Raw genomic sequence first — 18,362 nt, 5'->3', positions numbered from 1 at the left:
CATCATGTTTTCCTGAAAAGTGGACGACGGAGTATGAATCGCGTGTAAATAATGTACCACCTGAGCGCATTTGTAACGGCGGACTCAGTGAATTGAAAGTGACAGGACGGGTGAATCTCATTGACGGTGCCAGAATGCGGCGTAACGGAGTGGCAGCTAGCCCTGCCTTTAGCAACCACTTTCCTATCTTGCCAAATCGTCCCGACTGTTCGATGGTGCTTCAGTTGCTGGAGGAAAAATCTATCAGGGAAGGGCATCTGATCGTGACGTTCTCCGTCAGCTCTCACTATGAGGTTAAATGATGAATCAGTGTCCGGGCGATAGCATCAGTCGCTCCAGCATTTCCCTTTTCTGGACACGATCGATCCACCACTTTAATGCCGCGCCGTCTTCGCCGGTACGCCAAGCAAGATAAAACGTTTCGACCGGCTTTGGCTCGTGCACCTTTTTCTCGATCAGCAAGCCGTCCGCAAGCGCGGTGCGCGCGGTAGGTTCCGGCAGAAAGCCAAATCCAAGTCCTGCGAGCTGGAATTCATACTTGCTTCGCATATCGGACACGGTCAACGTGTCCTGCCCGAATACTAGTCCCACCGTGCGCGGCGGTAATTTTCGCGCCGAATCCGCGACCGATATCGCGCGATGAGCACGTAGTTCTGCTGTGTCGAGAGGTTCAGGAGCTTTGGCCAAGGGGTGCGTTGGCGCTACGGCGAAGATGAAGGGAATGGACCCCATCGGCACGGCGATGTAGCCACCGCCGGATGGCCCTTCACCCGCGGCGCCGATCAGCAAATCAACCCGTCGGTCCAGCAACGCTTCCCATGTACCGGATAGCGCCTCATGCACGATACGCAAGCGCGTCTGATCGGCAATCTCGTAGAAGGCATCGATATCGTCCTTCAGCCCAATTGGAGAAAACAGCGAATCCATCCCGATGGATAGTTCAGTTTCCCAGCCTGAAGCGACCCGCCGGACGCGGGATTCCAAATCTCCCGCTGCCTTGAGCAGGTAGCGTCCTTCCTTCAGCAACTCCTGCCCGGCGCGCGTCAGGCTAACTCTCGGCCCGATGCGTTCGAACACTTGTACGCCGAGATCGTCTTCGAGCTTGGCGACTGTGTAAGAAATGGTCGAAGGAACCCGGTGCAACTCTTTACCAGCTGCCGAGAACGAGCCGCGACGGTCGATCGCGTCGATGATCTGCAGCGCTTCGAGGCTTAATTTTAACATTCGAAATTTTCGATCATAGAGTGGTAAATTTTCCGTTTTTCTTTTGGTTTCTACACGAGCATAATCCGATTCATTGGAATTTATGAGGTAACAGCAAGAATCTTAGCAAATTTCATTGTTCGAAATTATCGCACTTGCAATTAACCATGACCCATCTCGGTATCGTTCGATGGCGTCAACAAGGAACCGAAGGAGAACCTGATGTTACAAATTCGCAAAAGTGAGGATCGTGGGATTGCCGATCACGGTTGGCTGCATTCGCACCACACCTTTTCGTTCGGTCACTACCAGGACCCGCAACACACCGGTTTCGGTCCTCTGCTCGTGATCAACGAGGATCGCGTGCAACCGGCCCAAGGCTTCGGTACCCATGGGCACCGCGACATGGAGATCATCTCCTATGTACTCGACGGCGCGCTCGAACACAAGGACAGCATGGGCACCGGCTCGGTATTGCACTATGGCGACGTTCAACGCATGACTGCGGGAACCGGGGTGCGGCACAGCGAGTTCAACCATTCCCGGTCAGAACTGGTGCATTTCCTCCAGATCTGGATTGAACCCAACGTGCAAGGGATTGCGCCAGCATATGAAGAGAAGCACTTCAATCCAGAGTCGAAAAAGGGCCAGTTGCGCCTGATCGCCTCGCCGGACGGCCGTGCCGACTCAGTGCTGATCCATCAGGATGCGGCAATTTATGCGTCGATCCTGAACGGTGATGATCAAGTCCAGCACCAACTCGCACCCGGCCGCACCGCTTACGTACATGTGATCCGAGGACAGTTGACCGTCAACGACATCGCACTGGCGACCGGAGACGCGCTGAAAGTGACCAACGAAAACCTGCTCACTCTTGATCAGGCCGAAGCGGCCGAAGTCTTGTTATTCGATTTGCCTTATTAATTCCGTCCAACCATATCAGGAGATTGCCATGCAAAATGTATCGAAACTGTCTTACCCCCTCGGCCGTGCTTTCCTCGGCGCATTATTCTTCATTTCCGGCATTTACAAAATCATTGGCTTTGCGTACGTGGCGGGCTGGATGGCGAGTTCCGGCCTGCCGCTCGCCGGCCTATTACTGGCAATAACGATCGTGATCGAAATCGGTGGCGGCTTGATGTTGATCACCGGATGGCAGGCGCGCTGGTCGGCGCTGGTATTGGCGCTGTTTTTGATCCCCGTCACTTTCGTTTTCCATGCCTTCTGGAGCGCCGATGCAGCGAGCTTCCAGAACCAGTTGACGCAGTTCCTCAAGAACCTGGCGATCCTGGGCGGCATGTTGCTGGTGCTCCGACGTGAGCAACCCGTAGCCAAGCGGTAACCACTGCATCTGCATCAGATATTTCCTCATCGTGATTGTCCGTACACAGTCATTGATTGCATCCCGCAACTCCACTTTTTAAAGGCTTACCTATCATGGCGACCATTCTTCACATCAATAGCAGTGTCCGCAATGCAGGCTCCATTTCCCGTCAACTAACCGCTGAGTTCCTAAGCAAATGGCAGGCCATCCAGCCCGCCGATGTGATCGTCGAGCGCGATCTGGCGGCCAACCCGGTGCCACACCTGACCGAACAAATGATGGGAGCGTTCTTTACGCCGGCAGAGCAACGTTCCCCCGAGCAGGCGCAGACTGTGCAATTGTCCGATGACCTGGTGGCTGAACTGCTGAGCGCAGATACCATTGTGATCGGCGCGCCGATGTACAACTTCTCCGTCAGCTCGACACTGAAGGCCTGGATCGATCATGTGGCCCGCGCTGGCTTGACATTCAAATACACTGAAACCGGCCCGGTTGGGATGGTTCAGGGAAAAAAGGTGTACATCTTCACCTCGCGCGGCGGCGTTTATAGCCAAGGCCCGGCCAAGTCGATGGATTTCCATGAAACGTACCTGCGTGCGGTGCTGGGCTTTATCGGTCTGACCGACATCACCTTCATTCATACCGAAGGGCTGGCGATGGGCGACGCGGCGGTGGCCGATGCGCTGACGCAAACCCGACAGGCGATTGGCGAATTAGTAGCAGCCTGAACGCTTTAAATTATAGGGAAGGGATGGCATCCACCGGATGCCATGCCTTTTTTTCGTTCAAGCGATTTATCCTATGAACCTGTCCGCCTTGTCATTACAAAGTGTCGAATGTAGTGCCTTGGCCGAGATCTGCGAGAAGGCCCCTTTACCATGGCGATTTTCGACTTAGCGATTAAGAAATTCTACAAGCTTTGGAACGACCTGATCAGTCGCTTCCTCCATGAGCCAATGGCCGGATCTCGGGATAACGATGCCCTCCGCGTTTGTCGCCACAAGTCGTCCCTGTTGTATCAAGAACTCACCAGAAGCTTTTTCACCGGTGAGAACAAGCATTGGCATTGGTAACGGTGTTTTCGCGAATTGTTCAAAATCCTTTGCATCTTGCTCGAATGCGCGGAAGACTTCGAAACCTGCTCGCATGTGGCCCGGTTGTGCATAGGCTGCTGCGTAAAACTTACGGTCGCGCTCGGGAACGGAGTGCGTTTTATCAGCGGCAAAGTCATTCCAGAAATGTTCCAAATAGATGCGCTCACGTCCCTTCACGAGTCCGAGCGCTGTCTCACCGTAGAAATGGAAATGCCAGAGATCGCGCAGTAGCCAAACGTCGCGCCAATTGCCTACCCCTGGCAAGAACGCGTCCATCAACACGATCCGATCCACTTCCTTGGGATACTGTGCTGCGTACGCATAAGCGACCATCAGTCCGATGTCATGCCCGACAAGTCTAATATGTTCAAAACCAAGGCCGGACACGAGGGCGTGAATATCTTGGGCCATGCCTTTCTTTGTGTAACCGTCAGGCGGCGCGGACGATTGCCCGAACCCGCGTAAGTCGGGAGCGATCACGGTGTGTGTCTTTGCTAGCTGCCCCATTAACGGAAGCCACATATGACTTGTTTCGGCGTAGCCATGTAAAAGTACTATGGGGTCCCCTTTGCCAGAAACCAGATAGTGAATGCGTATTCCATTGACGTCCGCGAAGCGACTTTGCGGGGCTTGAGCAAATGCTGAAGCCCCAAAGACAGCAGCCGCTGCAAGAGCGAGCAAGCCGGTATAAACAGTAGCTTTTATAGTCCGAATAAGTGTGATCGTGCGGAGGGAATTCAACAAATTTTTCATGGAACTGCTCCAAGTTATTATTGAAAAAATACTGTTGACTCATTGCTTTACCGGCAGCGCATTCAGAGGTGACAAACAAGGCAGATTCAGCGGATATGAAGTGCGTCACATCGCTTCAAATATCGGCTTGTGTACACAAACTTCCGGTGGGAAATATTGATTTGTTTGATTTTATTTTCTTCAGTTGCTGCGTTTTTTCATTGTAGGCTGCTTTCCATATTGCGCTTAGCTATCAGTGACTGTTTCCTCGTTTTGCGGCAAGTGCAGAGTCGAGCGCCATGACTTGACAGTGACAGCTTGCACTAGACATCCATGTCCCATGGGGGGGTCTCTTTGAACGCGTCAGCTAGGAAATCGACCATCACGCGAACCTTCGCACTAAGATGACGACGACTCGGATAAACCGCCAGCACATCAATGTCTGGCAGTCGGTAGCCAGGTAACAGCGGCACAAGCCTACCGGCACGCAAGTCGGCGCCGATCAAAAAGCTGGGTTGCCAGATGATGCCGAGTCCCGCCAGCGCCGCCGCGCGCGCGGTATCGCCATTGTTGGTGTGCATAACGCATGACACCTTTACCGGATTCGCCTGGCCATTTTCATCGGTGAAGTTCCACTCGTCGGCCGTGGCGGCGTAACTGTATCCAATGCAAGTGTGGCCGATCAGGTCTGACGGAGTTTTCGGTGAACCGTTTTTGCGCAGATAGGCAGGAGAAGCACAGACGATGTTGTGCGAGGCGGCGAGTTTGCGCGCCGCATAGGAGGTTGAACCGGTGCGCGAGATACGTATCGCCAAGTCATAACCTTCCTCAACGATGTCGACCACACGGTCAACCAGTGCGATGTCCAGCTCCACCTCAGGATAGCGCTGCAGGAACTGCGGCCACAGCGGTGCCAGATGCAGTATGCCGAAGCTTAGCGGCGCGTTAATACGAAGAAGTCCGCGCGGCTGCATGGTGGCTGAAGATGCGATCAGCTCGACTTCTGCCACTTCATCGAGGATGGCCTTGGCCCGCTCAAACAGAGTCTCTCCACTTTCCGTCAGTGACATCTTCTGCGAACTGCGATTGAGTAGCCTCGTGCCCAGATGGGATTCCAGATCGCGGACATAGCGCGTCACATTGGCTGGGGATGTCTCCAGCGCGTCGGCCGCGCGCGCAAAGCCATTTTTTCGTACCACCTCCACAAATACCTCGAGCGCACGCAAGCGATCCATATCGTTCTCTTTCCGCCTATTGATTCATAAATACTGAATATGCCATCACTTTTTATCGCATTGATGTATGCATTTGTAAATCATATAGTGTGTCTACGGGCTGAGCAACCGCGCCAATGCCCGATCAGTCATTGACCCCGTAGCCAATCAATTACTTTATTAGGAGCAGCATCATGAATCGTTTAAACGGAAAAGTCGCCATCATCACCGGCGCAAGTTCAGGAATAGGTCGTGCAACCGCAAAACTGTTTGCCAAGGAAGGCGCCAAAGTGGTGGTCGCAGCGCGTCGTCAGTCAGAGCTTGATAGCCTGGTTGCAGAAATCACTTCGGCTGGTGGTGCGGCAGTTGCCCTTGCGGGTGACGTCCAATCAGAAGCTTATGCTCAAGCCCTGGTTGAGTTGGCATTGAGCAAGTTTGGCCGCCTCGATGTTGCTTTCAACAATGCTGGCACTCTGGGTGAAATGGGCCCAACTACCGGTATATCCGAACAAGGTTGGACAGAAGCCCTAAACACCAATCTGACCAGCGCTTTTTTGGGGGCCAAGCATCAAATTCCCGCAATGCTAAAAACGGGGGCCGGCTCGATTATTTTCACGTCGACTTTCGTTGGCCATAGCCTTGCCTTCCCCGGTATAGCTGCTTATGCTGCCAGCAAGTCGGGATTGATCGGGCTAACCCAGGCATTGGCGGCCGAATACGGCGCGCAAGGAGTGCGCGTCAATTCGATTTTGCCTGGCGCCGTGGACACAGAAATGTACCGGGGTATGAACAACACCGCCGAATCGCAAACGTTTGTGACCAATCTGCATGCATTGAAACGCACCGCGCAACCGGAAGAACTGGCGCGCTCGGTGTTGTACCTGGCCTCCGATGATTCTTCCTTCGTCACCGGCACTGCTTCGCTGGTAGACGGCGGAGCATCCATCACGCGCACCTGAGCTTTGAAAATATCTCGAACTATTTACCAATGATGTTTCGTCGCAATCTCGCGGCAGAACATTTGGCAATCTCAACATCAATCCAAGGAATTTATTATGAAACGTTTCGACAACAAATCTGTACTCGTCACTGGCGGCAATAGTGGCATCGGTCTGGCCACTGCGCTGGAATTCGCCAGGCAAGGCGCGCGCGTCATCATCACCGGTCGTGACCAGGCGACGCTCGATCAGGCCAAAGCGCAACTCGGATCGAGCGCGATCGCGCTGCGCAATGACGCCGGTGACATCCATGCCGCCAAAGATTTGGCAAACACCTTGGGCGGCCTGGGCATCAAGCTCGATGCCGTGTTTATCAATGCAGGTGTCGCCAAGCTCGCTCCCGTGGAAGCGGTCGATGAAGCATTGTGGGATCAGACTTTTAACATCAATGTGAAAGGCGCCTATTTCGCGATACAAGCCTTGATACCACTGCTGAATCCCGGAGCGGCAATCATCCTGAACGGCTCCATCAATGCCCGTATCGGCATGCCCACTTCCAGTGTATATGCGGCAAGCAAGGCGGCGTTGATTTCGCTCGCCAAAACCTTGTCGTCCGAACTGATAGGCCGCGGCGTGCGTGTCAATGTGGTGAGCCCAGGCCCGGTCGCGACGCCACTGTACGGTCGCCTTGGCATCCCCGCCGAGCAGCTGGACGAAGTAGCCGCCGGCATACAGGCGCAAATCCCGCTCAAGCGTTTTGGTACCCCAGACGAAGTGGCGAGTGCGGTTGTGTACCTTTCATCGCCAGAAGCTGCATTCATCGTCGGCACCGAGTTGATCGTTGACGGCGGCATGAGCCAATTGTAATTCCGGCCGCCCCCGGTCAAGCCGGGGGCAATTCATCCGATGATTTGTCAGCAGTCTGAACACTAGTCCCATAACCCGCGTCGCCGTGGTGTATGGGGGTCACGACGCTTCGAGAAGCGTGCTGCAGGCGATGGCTTTGTGCGTCGCTCAAATTTCATGGCATTTTTGCAGCGTCCGTTGCGATATACCGTTCGCTCCACGCTGCAATCATGTTGGCCACATAGGCAGCATCGCTCTTCCGGGTAAGCAGATGGTCGGCGTCGTCCAGCGATATGAAGCTTTTCGGATGCTTTGCTGCAGTGAAGATCTGCATCGCATTCGTAATGTCGACCGTGTCATCACGCGGTGAATGCATGACCAGTAACGCTCGCCGCAGGCGGCCGATCTTGTCCGTGAGATTTTGTTCCGAAGCGTCGAGCAGGAACTGCTTCTTGATGCGGAACGGCCTTCCGGCGAGCTGCACTTCGGCTTCGCCAGCACTTTCGATCTGGTCGAGGTGCGCTCGGAACAGGCCGGCAACATGTGACGGATCGCTCGGAGCGCCGATGGTGACGACCGCGCGCACTTCCGGCATGTCGATCGCCGCAGCGAGTACCGCCGCCCCTCCCAAGCTATGACCGATAAGCAATGACGGCGCTTGGTAAGCCTGGCGTAAAAAATTGGACGCGGCGAGTAGATCGGCCAGATTGGAAGAGAAGTTGGTATTGGCGAATTCTCCTTCGCTCGCACCTAAACCGGTGAAATCGAAGCGCAACACAGCAATGCCGTGTTCCGTCAGCGCCTGCGCGATTCGGCTCGCAGCAAAGACGTCTTTGCCGCAGGTGAAGCAATGTGCAAACAACGCAAACGCGCGAACCGGACCGTCAGGCGCATCAAGGCGCGCAGAAAGTTTTTGTCCATCTGCGCCGGGAAATTCAGTGCGTTCCATCTTCATTCGAGGACTCCTGATGCTTGTCTCAACCGAAAACTGAAAATTAGGCTAGCGGGATTCGAGAACCCAGCGAACGTTCGCATGTGCCATGACGATCGCAGGATCGCCGTGCATCGCCTCGAAGTAGTGCGTGGAAAAATCGCAAGGCTCGGTGACCGATTGGGACAGCATCGATTTCGCCTGGGCGAATATCGACCGTATATCCGCTTGCGATACGATTTCATTGTCGAGGATTTCATCGATATCCACCATAAACTCACTCAACTGATGCAGCCAGTCGAACTGCGGATGCCGTGTCAGGAGCTGCAACAGCTGACCAGGATCGACTTGCCCCCATTCTTTTTCGTATTCGTGGCGCGCGACCTTCACCAGCTCCTTATGCAGCTCGCGCAGGGAACGGTTCAAATCGTTTAGCGTTTTTCGTGTATCCATAACATATTCGCCTGAAATGATTTTTGTGGGCAAGAAAGACCGTACGGGCTATATGCGGACAAATCAATTTTTTACAGACTCATGCTACGCCGCCTTGGCCAACTGCGTCAGGAAAATGACGCTGGGATGCATATGCACCAGGTAGGTGCAGATTCGCCGCATCACTCGAAATTTTCGATCAATTTGCTCAGATTTCTTCATTTGATGTGACCCGATCTGAAGTGCGAGCATACTCGGGCTCAATCGTTTTTTGCGGCCATGCATAGCAGCCAGCCCGATTCAACAGCGGTAGCGCCCAGCGTGCCTTGAATTGCATTGAGGTTGACATTCACCAGATTCAATCCCAACCCTTACGTCAGACCCAGCAGCAACGAAATCATCATGCAGGCCACAGCCCGACGGCGGGTGTCCAATAGCGGGCTTCCCTGGTCTGCACTGGTTGAGAAATCGTGTCCATGCTCGGTCTTTTCACGTCGTTATACGTGTTACGGCAGGTGATACGGAAAACGACCGGCGATACCGAATAATGCAGCGTTAGCGATGTAACAGATGGTACGGTAAAACTGTACTTAGGCGATTTCATAAATAGAGCCACCGAAGCTCCGTATTTTTCTCTTTTCAGTACTAATTTCTAAACTCGGCAGAGTTCTGGTGACGGGGTGACGGGCGAGGTACATTCCCTCAAGGCATTGTTTTTACGGCTTGCCACCCACGGCCAAGCTGCCCAGATCGACGCCAGAAAACCCCAGCCGGTCAATTCGCTGCCCGACTACGGATTTGGCTGCTGTATCGATGAAGTGCCAGCAAATCAGTGCACAGGCAAGGAAAATAATCAGGCGGATAATGTGTTGGTGATTGCCCGGCAGGAAGCAAACTGTCACTGGTTGGCTATTGGGGCAATGATCCAGCTGCCGTTATTGCACAATTATTCTGACGGGGTGATGGAATACATCGCGCTGTATCGGATAGCTGGAGTACATGGCAACGGCATCGATTGTAAGTTTGCAACCTGTCCCGGTCGTTCAACTTCATCATTCAATAATGGTGGCAACATGGATAAGCGGATCTCGAAGCAGTTGGCGGCACTAGTCCTAGGCGCAGGAATGCTGGTGCCGGGCATGGTAAGGTCGGTAGACGGAGTGATGCTCATCGATCCCAATCGCGCACCGAGTACATCGCCGGGGTTTCTGGTGATAATTAGCGAGCCCGGCAATTACCGGTTGGCGGGAAGTGTGACGGTACCCGATGCGGACACGACTGCGATCGAGATCAACGCCGATAACGTGACCATTGATCTGAATGGTTTTTCGATTCAAGGCCCGGCGCATTGTTCGCCGCCGCCCGTATCCTGTTTGCCAACGGGGACCGGTAATGGGGTGCATGCAGTGAATCGGGAGAATATCGCGGTCACCAATGGTCGCATCCAGGGGATGGGAAACCTCGGGGTTTACCTGGAGACGCATTCTGCGCGCATTGATAAGGTGAGCCTTGTCAGCAATGGCGCCGGCGGTGCTGTGATCTTCGGTGGCTTGATCAACGACAGTATTGCGGAATCCAATGGCGGCGCTGGCGTTTTTGGTCTCGATATTGACGTGCGCGGAAGCGTGATTCGCGACAACAAGTCGTTTGGCCTCGAAGCCTACGGCAAATCGGTTTATGCAGATAACCGGCTTTGCGGCAACAATCAGAATGCCGCCCAAGTCAATAACAAGCCCAGACAAACTGGTAGCAATGTCAGTGGCGAGGCAAGCTGCCCGTAGTGCATCCAAGATCGTTGTCGCGCTGGGGTGGATCAGAAAATCTCATGCTGTACAGAACGGAACCAAAAATCTCGCAAGCGTGTGGGGCCTGAATGCGAGACCTTCACCGGAACGCTCACGTCATTCGAAGCAGCTCCGACGTAAATCTCCTGGTGTCACATCTACATCTATAAGTGATTGATTTTTACAGCGCATTCCCAAAGACTTTTTATGCAGTGTTGACAGCAAGTTCCGATGCAAGACGTTTTTCCCTCGTGCCTTTGGTTGTAATCCCCATCTCCCGTAACGCATCGGCGATTGCGTGTACCGCCTGCCGCATTTCATCTGCGCCAATCGCACCGATACAACCGACGCGGAAGGTTTCTGCCTGTGTTAGTTTGCCCGGATACAGCACGAATCCTTTGTCGCGCACCTGGTTATAGAAGCGCTTGAATTCGTAGTTGCCGCTGTCAGGCGCATGGATCGTGACGATGATCGGTGCCTGGATCTTCGGATCGAGAAATGACTTTAGTCCGAGTTCGTCCATGCCGGTCATCAGTGCTTCGTAATTTTTCTGGTAACGCGCCAGGCGGGCAGGCTGACCGCCTTCCGCAACAAACTGCATCAGGGCCTGGTGAAATGCCGCCACAATATGGGTTGGCGGCGTGAAGCGCCATTGTGTGGTTTTCTCCATGTAGCTCCACTGATCGTACAGATCGAGTGATAAGGAGGTCGAGTTGCCTGCGGCTTTTTCCAGCACGCTTTTGCGTACTAGCACAAAGCCCATTCCCGGCGGCCCTTCAATGCATTTTCCGCTGGCGGCAATCAATGCATCAAAAGGAACTTTGGCGGCATCGACCGCGAGCGCGCCGAACGAGCTCATCGCGTCGATGATCAGGCTGCGTCGATGGCGGGCGACAATGTCGGCAATCTCGGCTAGCGGATTGAGGATGCCGGTACTGGTTTCGCAATGGATCAGCCCGACGTGGGTGATGCTGCGGTCACCGCTTAACAGCCGCTCGACATCGGCCGCCGTGGTCGGTATATCTTCCGGCGTTTCAAATACCGAGACCTTGCGTCCCATCATCTGCACCAGCTTGGCCATGCGCTTGCCGTAAGCGCCGTTGATCAGCACCAGCATGTGGCCATCGCGCGGCAGCAGGGTATTGACCGCAGCTTCAATCGAGAACGTGCCGCTACCTTGCATAGGCACACAGACGTGGTTTTCGTGCGCATTGGCAATATCCAGCAACTGCTTGCGGACTTCGGCTGTGATGGCGTTGAACGAGGCATCCCACGAACCCCAGTCACGCAGCATCGCGGTCTTGGTGGAGAGCGAGGTGGTCAATGGTCCTGGAGTAAGAAGGATGGGATCGCGGCTAACGAGGCTCATGGCATTTCCTTTGGTTTTGGACAGGAGAAATAGCAAACTTGATATTTATAGTGGTAACAAAGCTCAAACGGTGCTGCGCCAGCGCTGTGCTTTTTTCAGCAACACTCGGGTGGTCAGCGCATACAAGCCGCATACCATCGCCGAAGTCAGTACGATCAAGGTCGCCATTGCGGTGGCCGGGCCGATCTTGCCTTCGGCTTCCAGATTCAGGATTGCGACCGATGCCAGCGTCGTATCCGGCGAGTACAAAAACACCACGGTCGAGATGGTGGTCATTGCGTTGATGAACAGGTAACGACCGATATCCAGCACCGCCGGCAAGCAGACTGGCACGGTGACGCGCAAGAAGGTTTTGTAGAACGGCACCTTGAGCGACGCTGATACTGCTTCGAACTCGTTATCGATGGCTTTCAGCGCCGTCACCGCCGTCAGATAGCTGGAGGTGAAGTAATGCACCACGGTCGACAGCACCAGAATCAGCATGCCGTGATACAGAAAGCTCAACGGGTTGGATGGATGGTTGAAGAACATGATGTAGCCCAGACCCAGCACCAGCCCCGGCACGCCCATAGGCAACAAGGCCAGCATCCTGATCACGGGGCGTACGCCATTCAGACCGCGGGTCTTTTCGACCAGATATGCAGTGCTGAAGATCAGCGTGGTGCCGAAGATGACCACATACAGTGCCAGTTTCAAGCTGTTCAAATACGATTCCAGGATGCCGCCTTCAACCAAGCCGAAATAGTAATGGTCGACACTGAGCGACAGGTTGTAAGGCCAGAGTTTGATGAATGACGTAAAAATCGCCATGCCCAGGACTGCCAGCATCAGCGCGCAGATGATCGAGCAATACACAAACATCATTGCGTCGAAGCCGCGATTTCTTTTGGGCACGTACGGAACTGCACGCGCCGATAATTGTGATTGCAGCTTGCGCCGGATCGTGAAATCCATGACGAAAGCCATCAGTGCCGGCAGCAACAGCAGCAGACTGACGACTGCGCCTTTGTTGAAGTTCTGCTGGCCGATGACTTGCTGATAAACGTCCATCGCCAGCACATTGAACTCGCCACCGATCACTTTCGGGACGCCGAAATCGTTGACGGTAAAGGTGAATACCACCAGCGCTGCGCTGATCAAGCCGTACTTGGCGCCTGGCAGCGTGATCGTCCGGAACTTGCGGATGGTGCCGGTACCCAGCGATTCCGCCACCTCGTACAATCGGCCATCGGCCAGTGTCAGTGCGGTAATGATGATCATCAGTGCATGCGGGAACACGCCGTAGCTTTCGCTGATGATGATGCCGATCGGGCCGTAAATCGATGTCCCGCCGAGCAAACCTTTGAGTGCGCCCTGAGTGCCGAACCACTGGATGAACGAGATCGCTGCCAGTAGCGAGGGCGCTAAAATCGGAATCAGCGACATGGTGCGAAACAAGCGCTTGCACGGCATCATGCTGCGCGTTAGTGCATACGCAAAGGTGAACGCGGTCGGGATCACCAGCAGCGTGACCGAAGTCGCAATCATCAGCGTATTGCCTATCGACTGGCGTAGCGCCGGGGTCGACATGTACTCGATGAACTGGCGCAGGCCGACGTAACGACCATTCTGATCCTGCACGCTGTGGATCAAAATCATCAGCACCGGCATCAACAGGAACACGGCCAACCCTATGCAGGCGCATATCAGCAGCAAGTGGCCGATGTGATCGTGCCAATGACTTTGCTGGCGGCTCTTGATTTTGAAGGCTGGCGTTGCTGTCGCGATCGTCAACGGCAACGCGTTGGCAGGGCTGCTCATGCTGGCTCCGCAACCGCTAGCTCGGGCATGGCACGCCGGTCGCCGTCCTGATCGCAATATACCCGTATCCGCTCGGGCAGCAATCCATACAGCACTTTACTGCCGACTTTCAGGCGCAACTCTTTCAATAGATTGAGCGACATGGAGGCAAGCACCGGTTGTTGCTCCATGCCCTCGAGTGCCACCGTCAGGTAACTGAAGGCACCCAGGAATTCGATTTTCAGCACCTCTGCCATGGCGTTGTTGTGGGTCCGATTTTCGGCATCGCGGGCGACAAAATCTTCGGGCCGCAAATACACCTTGACCGGACCACCAGCCGGAACATGATCGACGCGCGATTCGCAGCTGAAATCCAGCTTGCCTATGCGGAAGCGGCCATCGCCGAGTGAGGTGCCACGCAGGATATTCACTTTGCCGACGAACGATGCGACAAACGGCGAACTCGGCTGCAAATAGACTTGTTGCGGTGTTCCGATCTGTTCGATCTCGCCTTGATTCATGACCACGATACGGTCGGCCATCGTCAGCGCTTCTTCCTGGTCATGGGTGACCATGATGGTGGTGACGCCCAGTCGTTGCTGCAACTGGCGGATTTCACTCCGTAGGCGGACCCGCTCCAGGGCATCCAGTGCCGATAGCGGCTCGTCCAGCAATAGCAGGCCGGGCGAGGTGGCCAAGGCGCGCGCCAGTGCAATTCTCTGTTGTTGGCCTCCGGATAGTTGACTCGGGAATTTGTTGCCGCTGGTCGGTAAGCCTGCCAGTGTCAGCAATTCTTCGACGCGGGCCTTGGTGCTGGCCCGCGATTGCCCACGGTTAACTAGCCCATAGGCGACATTCTCTGCAATGCTCAGATTCGGGAACAGCGCATATGACTGAAACACGATGCCGTAGTCGCGCTTGATCGGCGGTAGCCACGAAATATTTTTGCCGGCCTGGCTGATGCGGCCCTGGTCCTGGCTTTCGAGGCCCGCGATGATGCGCAACAGCGTGGTCTTGCCACAGCCGGAGGGCCCCAGAAAGCAGACAAACTCGCCTTCTGCGATGCTCAGATTAATGTCGCGCAGCGCGTGGAAGTTACCGAATGACTTCGCGATGTTTTCAAGTTCCAGATACTGATTCTGCTTGGGCATGGCAAATCCTCTCCTGACAATGTCTTTACGCCGACGCTAAAAAGTTGCTGCTCAGATCGCCAAATGGTGAATTTTAGCGTCGGACGTTTCTCGGGATTTACTTCTTTTCTGCTTTGGCGTTATACCGACCACCCCATTCGGCCAGAATGCGGGCGCGGTTCTTGGCGGACCAGTTGAAGTCGTTATTTTTCACCAACAATTTTTCATAATTTTCGGGAATGCCTTCAACTTTTTTGGCGATCCCGGGGTAGGCAACGATGGCCCACCAGGTGGCGCTGATCTGGTTAGCTTCTTTGGTGGTCATCCAGTCGACCAGATTCTTGGCCGCTTCCAGATTTTTCGTACCCTTCATGATGCCGCTGGCTTCGACATCCCAGCCCAGGCCTTCTTTCGGGAAAATCAGTTCGACCGGTGCGCCGCTGCGCTTGACCTGATGGGCCCGGAATTCAAATGAAATACCGATAGGGAATTCGCCGGTACCGGCCATGGTGCAAGGCTTGGAGCCGGAATGGGTGTATTGCGCAATGTTTTGATGCAGCGCATCCATGTATTTCCAGCCATCAGTTTCGCCGAACATTTGTAGCCAGGCAGTGACGTCCAGGTAGCCGGTGCCGCTGGAAGCAGGATGCGGCATGACGATCTGCCCCTTGTAGATAGGCTTGGTCAGGTCTTTCCAGCTTTCCGGTTTGGGCAGATTCAGCTTCTTCGCTTCGATGGTGTTGAAACAGACCGTCGCACCCCAGACATCCATGCCGACCCAGGCGGGTGGTTGGGCCCGATCGGAATAGGCTGGATTCAGGTCTTTCAGGCCGACAGGTGCATACGGCACCAACATGCCTTCCTGGCTCAGCAATGCCAGGCTGCTGGCGGCGACACCGAGGACCGCATCTGCTTGCGGATTATTCTTTTCGGCCAGCAATTTGGCGGTGATGACGCCGGTAGAGTCACGCACCCAGCGAATCTCCACATCCGGATGGGCTTTTTCAAAGCCATCCTTGTAGGCCTTCATCGCATCACTTTCGATCGCGGTGTAAACCAGCAGCGAGGTTTTTGGCTGGGCTTGGGTCGTTCCGGCTGCCACAGCCAGGGCCGTGATTATGGCTGTCTTGTGCAAAAGTTGTAAAAATTGCGGCTTTATGCTCATTGTCATCTCCTCAGATGTTGTGTCATCAATCAGTGTCAAATCGCTGTAATCCACATGCTGATCCATCTCAACCCCTTCCTTACTCATCGGCCGGTCACAGAAGCTTGTTTTCATGGACGGTTCGCCGTTGCTGCGCTAGCTCACCGTCGCATCAGGCTGATCTGCCATCTTGGTACCAACCGTTCCCACCTACCCATCTGCAGCATTTTTTGGCCCCCACATATTGCATTATGTAGTTTGTATTTTGTTGACAATCTACACGTTGTTGAATTAAAGTGCAATCACTCGTTAGATAAAAAGATCCCCATGACTACCAGCCGCACTATGAACACCATCGCCCTGTTACAAAAAAATTCCTTGCCTTCGCTAGTGCAGAAGGAGCTTGAGCGCATGATTCTGGCCGGCGACCTGGTGGCGGGCGACAAGCTCAATGAGGTCACGCTGGCAGAAATGCTGGGGGTCTCCCGCGGGCCGGTACGGGAGGCTTTTCGCGCACTGGAAGAAGTCGGCCTGGTGCAGCAGGAAAAAAATTGTGGCGTTTTTGTCCGTCATATTTCGCTGGAGCAGGCTGACGATATTTACGAAGTTCGCGGCGCTCTGGATGAACTGATAGGACGCAAGCTGGCAAGTACCATCAGCGCTGGTCAGGTCCAGGAACTGCGTGCGATTCTGGATCGCATGGACAGTGTCGCTGCCGGCGGTGATGTCGATAGCTATTCGCGGATGAATCTGGAATTCCATGATTTGCTGCTGAATATGACCAACAACAACAAACTGATACACACCTATCGCCGTCTGGTGAATGAGTTGACTCTGTACCGGCGCTCGGCGCTGGCGCAGAGCGGTAGTCTGCCAACCTCGACCGCCGAGCACCACAAGATCGTTGATGCGATTGCTACCGGCAATCCTCTAGAGGCCGGGCACATCATGCGCGAGCATGCGATGGCCGGTCGTAACCGCATGCACGTTGCGCATGCTGCTGCTAATCCCTCCGATTCCCTCTCAAACCGAAAGGCTAACTAATGTCCAGCACCAAAATTCTGCAGGTCAATGGCCGCAGCTATCCGTGGATGAAGCAACCAGTCGTCGTTGTGTGTGTCGACGGTTGTGAACAGGAATATATCAATCAGGCGATACAGGCTGGTGTTACCCCGTTTTTGAAAAAAATGGTGGCGCAGGGAACTGTACTGAGCGGCGACTGCGTGGTGCCCAGCTTTACCAACCCGAACAATTTGTCGATAGTCACCGGGGTGCCGCCTTCGGTACATGGTATCTGTGGTAACTATTTTCTGGACCGCGAAGCGAATCAGGAAGTCATGATGAATGACGCCAAATATCTGCGCGCCGGCACCATACTGGCGGCCTTCTCAGACGCCGGGGCCAAGGTCGCGGTAGTGACAGCCAAGGATAAATTGCGCAGTTTGCTCGGCCACAAGATGCGCGGAATTTGCTTCTCCGCAGAGAAGGCCGATCAGGCCACGCTGGAGCAAAATGGCATAGACAATTTGTTGGAACTGGTCGGCATGCCGCTGCCGTCGGTGTACAGCGCCGAATTGTCGGAGTTCGTGTTTGCCGCTGGCGTCAAGCTACTGGAGACGCGGCGTCCAGACATCATGTACCTGTCGACCACCGATTACATCCAGCACAAATTTGCTCCCGGCACACCGGGCGCAAATGCCTTTTACGCCATGATGGATGACTATCTGACTCAACTCGATGAGTTGGGCGCGGTCATCGGCCTGACTGCCGATCACGGCATGAACGCCAAGACCGACAGTGCAGGCAAGCCAAACGTCATTTATTTGCAGGACGTGCTGGACGCAAAGATAGGTAGCGGAAAAACGCGGGTAATTTTGCCGATTACCGATCCATATGTCGTGCACCACGGTGCATTGGGTTCTTACGCCACCGTGTATCTGAATGAGGGAGCGGATCTGGAGAGCGTTTCCCGGCAGATCAGCGCGATTCCCGGAATCGAGTTGGTGTTGACTCGCACTGATGCAGCTGCGCGCTTTGAATTGCCAGCGGACCGTATCGGCGACCTGGTGGTGGTCAGCGAACGTCTGACGGTGATCGGTACCGCTGCCACACGTCATGATTTGTCTGAACTGAATTTGCCATTGCGTTCGCATGGTGGAATTTCGGAACAACGTGTGCCGCTGATGTTCAACCGCAGGCTGGGCGCGATTCCGTCTGACCATCGAGTACGAAATTTTGACGTGTTTTACCTGGCCATGAATGGTGCGGTGTGATGCCTGTATTGCGTAACTTGGTTGGACGAAGGGTGCCCAACAGCGGAATATGAAGGTGATGAAGCAGTGTGAGTGGCGGGGAGGGCATGTTGGATATTGCAAGGCTCCATCCAACGCGCTTCCTTGCTGTTTCGTAAGTCTTATGGATAGTCAATGGATCGGGAGATGA

The 18,362-nt window shown here is 54.5% G+C and carries 19 protein-coding genes; 10 read left to right on the top strand and 9 right to left on the bottom strand.

Features of this window, described 5'->3' with window-relative positions:
• A partial coding sequence (locus ACFOFO_RS00860; protein WP_390330566.1) for a hypothetical protein occupies positions 1 to 302 on the top strand: 302 nt, incomplete at its 5' end.
• A 4-nt stretch (positions 303 to 306) separates the two neighbouring features.
• Here the strand turns inward: ACFOFO_RS00860 and ACFOFO_RS00855 are convergent.
• A complete protein-coding gene (locus ACFOFO_RS00855) occupies positions 307 to 1,224 on the bottom strand; it encodes a LysR substrate-binding domain-containing protein (protein ID WP_390330564.1) in 918 nt (305 codons plus the stop codon).
• Positions 1,225 to 1,425: 201 nt separating this feature from the next.
• Here ACFOFO_RS00855 and ACFOFO_RS00850 point away from each other — a divergent pair, with 201 nt between their 5' ends.
• From ACFOFO_RS00850 to ACFOFO_RS00840, 3 genes are all read left to right on the top strand, one after another.
• Positions 1,426 to 2,127: a pirin family protein gene (locus tag ACFOFO_RS00850; protein ID WP_390330562.1), complete on the top strand. Its 702-nt coding sequence runs from the start codon at positions 1,426 to 1,428 to the stop codon at positions 2,125 to 2,127.
• A gap of 28 nt (positions 2,128 to 2,155) precedes the next feature.
• Positions 2,156 to 2,545 (top strand): DoxX family protein, encoded by a 390-nt coding sequence (locus ACFOFO_RS00845; protein ID WP_390324798.1) that lies wholly within the window; start codon positions 2,156 to 2,158, stop codon positions 2,543 to 2,545.
• Positions 2,546 to 2,640: 95 nt separating this feature from the next.
• Positions 2,641 to 3,255, top strand: coding sequence for an FMN-dependent NADH-azoreductase (locus ACFOFO_RS00840; protein ID WP_390328085.1), 615 nt, complete (start codon positions 2,641 to 2,643; stop codon positions 3,253 to 3,255).
• Between the two features lie 165 nt (positions 3,256 to 3,420).
• Here the strand turns inward: ACFOFO_RS00840 and ACFOFO_RS00835 are convergent, their stop codons facing one another.
• Complete coding sequence (locus ACFOFO_RS00835) at positions 3,421 to 4,374, bottom strand: alpha/beta fold hydrolase (RefSeq protein ID WP_390330560.1); 954 nt, start codon at positions 4,372 to 4,374, stop codon at positions 3,421 to 3,423.
• Between ACFOFO_RS00835 and ACFOFO_RS00830 the strand changes: the two genes are divergently transcribed.
• Complete coding sequence (locus ACFOFO_RS00830; RefSeq protein WP_390330558.1) at positions 4,373 to 4,534, top strand: hypothetical protein; 162 nt, start codon at positions 4,373 to 4,375, stop codon at positions 4,532 to 4,534. The two genes, ACFOFO_RS00835 and ACFOFO_RS00830, sit on opposite strands and share 2 nt — an antisense overlap.
• 142 nt (positions 4,535 to 4,676) lie before the next feature.
• Here ACFOFO_RS00830 and ACFOFO_RS00825 read toward each other — a convergent pair whose 3' ends face one another.
• On the bottom strand, positions 4,677 to 5,588 hold the full coding sequence (locus ACFOFO_RS00825) for a LysR family transcriptional regulator (protein ID WP_390330556.1): 912 nt from the start codon (positions 5,586 to 5,588) through the stop codon (positions 4,677 to 4,679).
• Between the two features lie 173 nt (positions 5,589 to 5,761).
• On the opposite strand from ACFOFO_RS00825, the gene ACFOFO_RS00820 reads away from it, so the two are divergent.
• A complete protein-coding gene (locus tag ACFOFO_RS00820) occupies positions 5,762 to 6,526 on the top strand; it encodes an SDR family oxidoreductase (RefSeq protein WP_390324800.1) in 765 nt (254 codons plus the stop codon).
• Between the two features lie 96 nt (positions 6,527 to 6,622).
• Positions 6,623 to 7,372 carry an SDR family oxidoreductase gene (locus ACFOFO_RS00815; protein ID WP_390324802.1) on the top strand — a complete coding sequence of 250 codons (750 nt, stop codon included), beginning with the start codon at positions 6,623 to 6,625 and terminating at the stop codon, positions 7,370 to 7,372.
• Positions 7,373 to 7,526: 154 nt separating this feature from the next.
• On the opposite strand, the gene ACFOFO_RS00810 is transcribed toward ACFOFO_RS00815, so the two are convergent.
• Together ACFOFO_RS00810 and ACFOFO_RS00805 are read right to left on the bottom strand one after the other, a co-directional pair.
• A complete protein-coding gene (locus ACFOFO_RS00810; protein WP_390330554.1) occupies positions 7,527 to 8,306 on the bottom strand; it encodes an alpha/beta hydrolase family protein in 780 nt (259 codons plus the stop codon).
• Between the two features lie 45 nt (positions 8,307 to 8,351).
• On the bottom strand, positions 8,352 to 8,768 hold the full coding sequence (locus ACFOFO_RS00805) for a hypothetical protein (RefSeq protein WP_390324804.1): 417 nt from the start codon (positions 8,766 to 8,768) through the stop codon (positions 8,352 to 8,354).
• A 626-nt stretch (positions 8,769 to 9,394) separates the two neighbouring features.
• On the opposite strand from ACFOFO_RS00805, the gene ACFOFO_RS00800 reads away from it, so the two are divergent.
• The gene (locus ACFOFO_RS00800) at positions 9,395 to 10,495 is read left to right on the top strand and encodes a hypothetical protein (RefSeq protein ID WP_390330552.1); all 1,101 of its coding nucleotides are present in this window, start codon (positions 9,395 to 9,397) and stop codon (positions 10,493 to 10,495) included.
• A gap of 208 nt (positions 10,496 to 10,703) precedes the next feature.
• Here the strand turns inward: ACFOFO_RS00800 and ACFOFO_RS00795 are convergent, their stop codons facing one another.
• The 4 genes from ACFOFO_RS00795 to ACFOFO_RS00780 form a co-directional block, all read right to left on the bottom strand.
• On the bottom strand, positions 10,704 to 11,867 hold the full coding sequence (locus ACFOFO_RS00795; RefSeq protein ID WP_390324808.1) for a 2-aminoethylphosphonate--pyruvate transaminase: 1,164 nt from the start codon (positions 11,865 to 11,867) through the stop codon (positions 10,704 to 10,706).
• Between the two features lie 63 nt (positions 11,868 to 11,930).
• Positions 11,931 to 13,667 carry a putative 2-aminoethylphosphonate ABC transporter permease subunit gene (locus ACFOFO_RS00790; RefSeq protein ID WP_390330550.1) on the bottom strand — a complete coding sequence of 579 codons (1,737 nt, stop codon included), beginning with the start codon at positions 13,665 to 13,667 and terminating at the stop codon, positions 11,931 to 11,933.
• A complete protein-coding gene (locus ACFOFO_RS00785; RefSeq protein WP_390330548.1) occupies positions 13,664 to 14,797 on the bottom strand; it encodes a putative 2-aminoethylphosphonate ABC transporter ATP-binding protein in 1,134 nt (377 codons plus the stop codon). The genes ACFOFO_RS00790 and ACFOFO_RS00785 overlap by 4 nt, the downstream gene beginning before the upstream one ends.
• A gap of 97 nt (positions 14,798 to 14,894) precedes the next feature.
• On the bottom strand, positions 14,895 to 15,941 hold the full coding sequence (locus ACFOFO_RS00780; protein ID WP_390330546.1) for a putative 2-aminoethylphosphonate ABC transporter substrate-binding protein: 1,047 nt from the start codon (positions 15,939 to 15,941) through the stop codon (positions 14,895 to 14,897).
• Between the two features lie 54 nt (positions 15,942 to 15,995).
• Between ACFOFO_RS00780 and ACFOFO_RS00775 the strand changes: the two genes are divergently transcribed.
• Both ACFOFO_RS00775 and phnA read left to right on the top strand, forming a co-directional pair.
• Entirely contained in the window at positions 15,996 to 16,964 is a 969-nt protein-coding gene (locus ACFOFO_RS00775) for a phosphonate utilization associated transcriptional regulator (RefSeq protein ID WP_390324812.1), read from the top strand.
• Positions 16,964 to 18,193: a phosphonoacetate hydrolase gene (phnA, locus tag ACFOFO_RS00770; RefSeq protein ID WP_390330544.1), complete on the top strand. Its 1,230-nt coding sequence runs from the start codon at positions 16,964 to 16,966 to the stop codon at positions 18,191 to 18,193. Before ACFOFO_RS00775 ends, phnA begins: the two co-directional genes overlap by 1 nt.
• Positions 18,194 to 18,362: the final 169 nt, after the last annotated feature.

The sequence above is a fragment of the Pseudundibacterium arcticum genome, assembly GCF_042646465.1.
Taxonomy (GTDB): Bacteria; Pseudomonadota; Gammaproteobacteria; order Burkholderiales; family Burkholderiaceae_D; genus Undibacterium_A; species Undibacterium_A arcticum.
The sequence above is the reverse complement of the archived record's forward strand: the minus strand, read 5'-3'. Positions and strand labels throughout refer to the sequence as shown.

Coding starts and splice junctions, on each gene's coding strand:
- ACFOFO_RS00810 (WP_390330554.1), bottom strand. CDS start 8,306: ATGAAGATGGAACGCACTGAATTTCCCGGCGCAGATGGACAAAAACTT.
- ACFOFO_RS00830 (WP_390330558.1), top strand. CDS start 4,373: ATGGAACTGCTCCAAGTTATTATTGAAAAAATACTGTTGACTCATTGC.
- ACFOFO_RS00790 (WP_390330550.1), bottom strand. CDS start 13,667: ATGAGCAGCCCTGCCAACGCGTTGCCGTTGACGATCGCGACAGCAACG.
- ACFOFO_RS00785 (WP_390330548.1), bottom strand. CDS start 14,797: ATGCCCAAGCAGAATCAGTATCTGGAACTTGAAAACATCGCGAAGTCA.
- ACFOFO_RS00840 (WP_390328085.1), top strand. CDS start 2,641: ATGGCGACCATTCTTCACATCAATAGCAGTGTCCGCAATGCAGGCTCC.
- ACFOFO_RS00825 (WP_390330556.1), bottom strand. CDS start 5,588: ATGGATCGCTTGCGTGCGCTCGAGGTATTTGTGGAGGTGGTACGAAAA.
- ACFOFO_RS00815 (WP_390324802.1), top strand. CDS start 6,623: ATGAAACGTTTCGACAACAAATCTGTACTCGTCACTGGCGGCAATAGT.
- ACFOFO_RS00845 (WP_390324798.1), top strand. CDS start 2,156: ATGCAAAATGTATCGAAACTGTCTTACCCCCTCGGCCGTGCTTTCCTC.
- ACFOFO_RS00855 (WP_390330564.1), bottom strand. CDS start 1,224: ATGTTAAAATTAAGCCTCGAAGCGCTGCAGATCATCGACGCGATCGAC.
- ACFOFO_RS00835 (WP_390330560.1), bottom strand. CDS start 4,374: ATGAAAAATTTGTTGAATTCCCTCCGCACGATCACACTTATTCGGACT.
- ACFOFO_RS00780 (WP_390330546.1), bottom strand. CDS start 15,941: ATGAGCATAAAGCCGCAATTTTTACAACTTTTGCACAAGACAGCCATA.
- ACFOFO_RS00795 (WP_390324808.1), bottom strand. CDS start 11,867: ATGAGCCTCGTTAGCCGCGATCCCATCCTTCTTACTCCAGGACCATTG.
- ACFOFO_RS00775 (WP_390324812.1), top strand. CDS start 15,996: ATGCTGATCCATCTCAACCCCTTCCTTACTCATCGGCCGGTCACAGAA.
- ACFOFO_RS00850 (WP_390330562.1), top strand. CDS start 1,426: ATGTTACAAATTCGCAAAAGTGAGGATCGTGGGATTGCCGATCACGGT.
- phnA (WP_390330544.1), top strand. CDS start 16,964: ATGTCCAGCACCAAAATTCTGCAGGTCAATGGCCGCAGCTATCCGTGG.
- ACFOFO_RS00820 (WP_390324800.1), top strand. CDS start 5,762: ATGAATCGTTTAAACGGAAAAGTCGCCATCATCACCGGCGCAAGTTCA.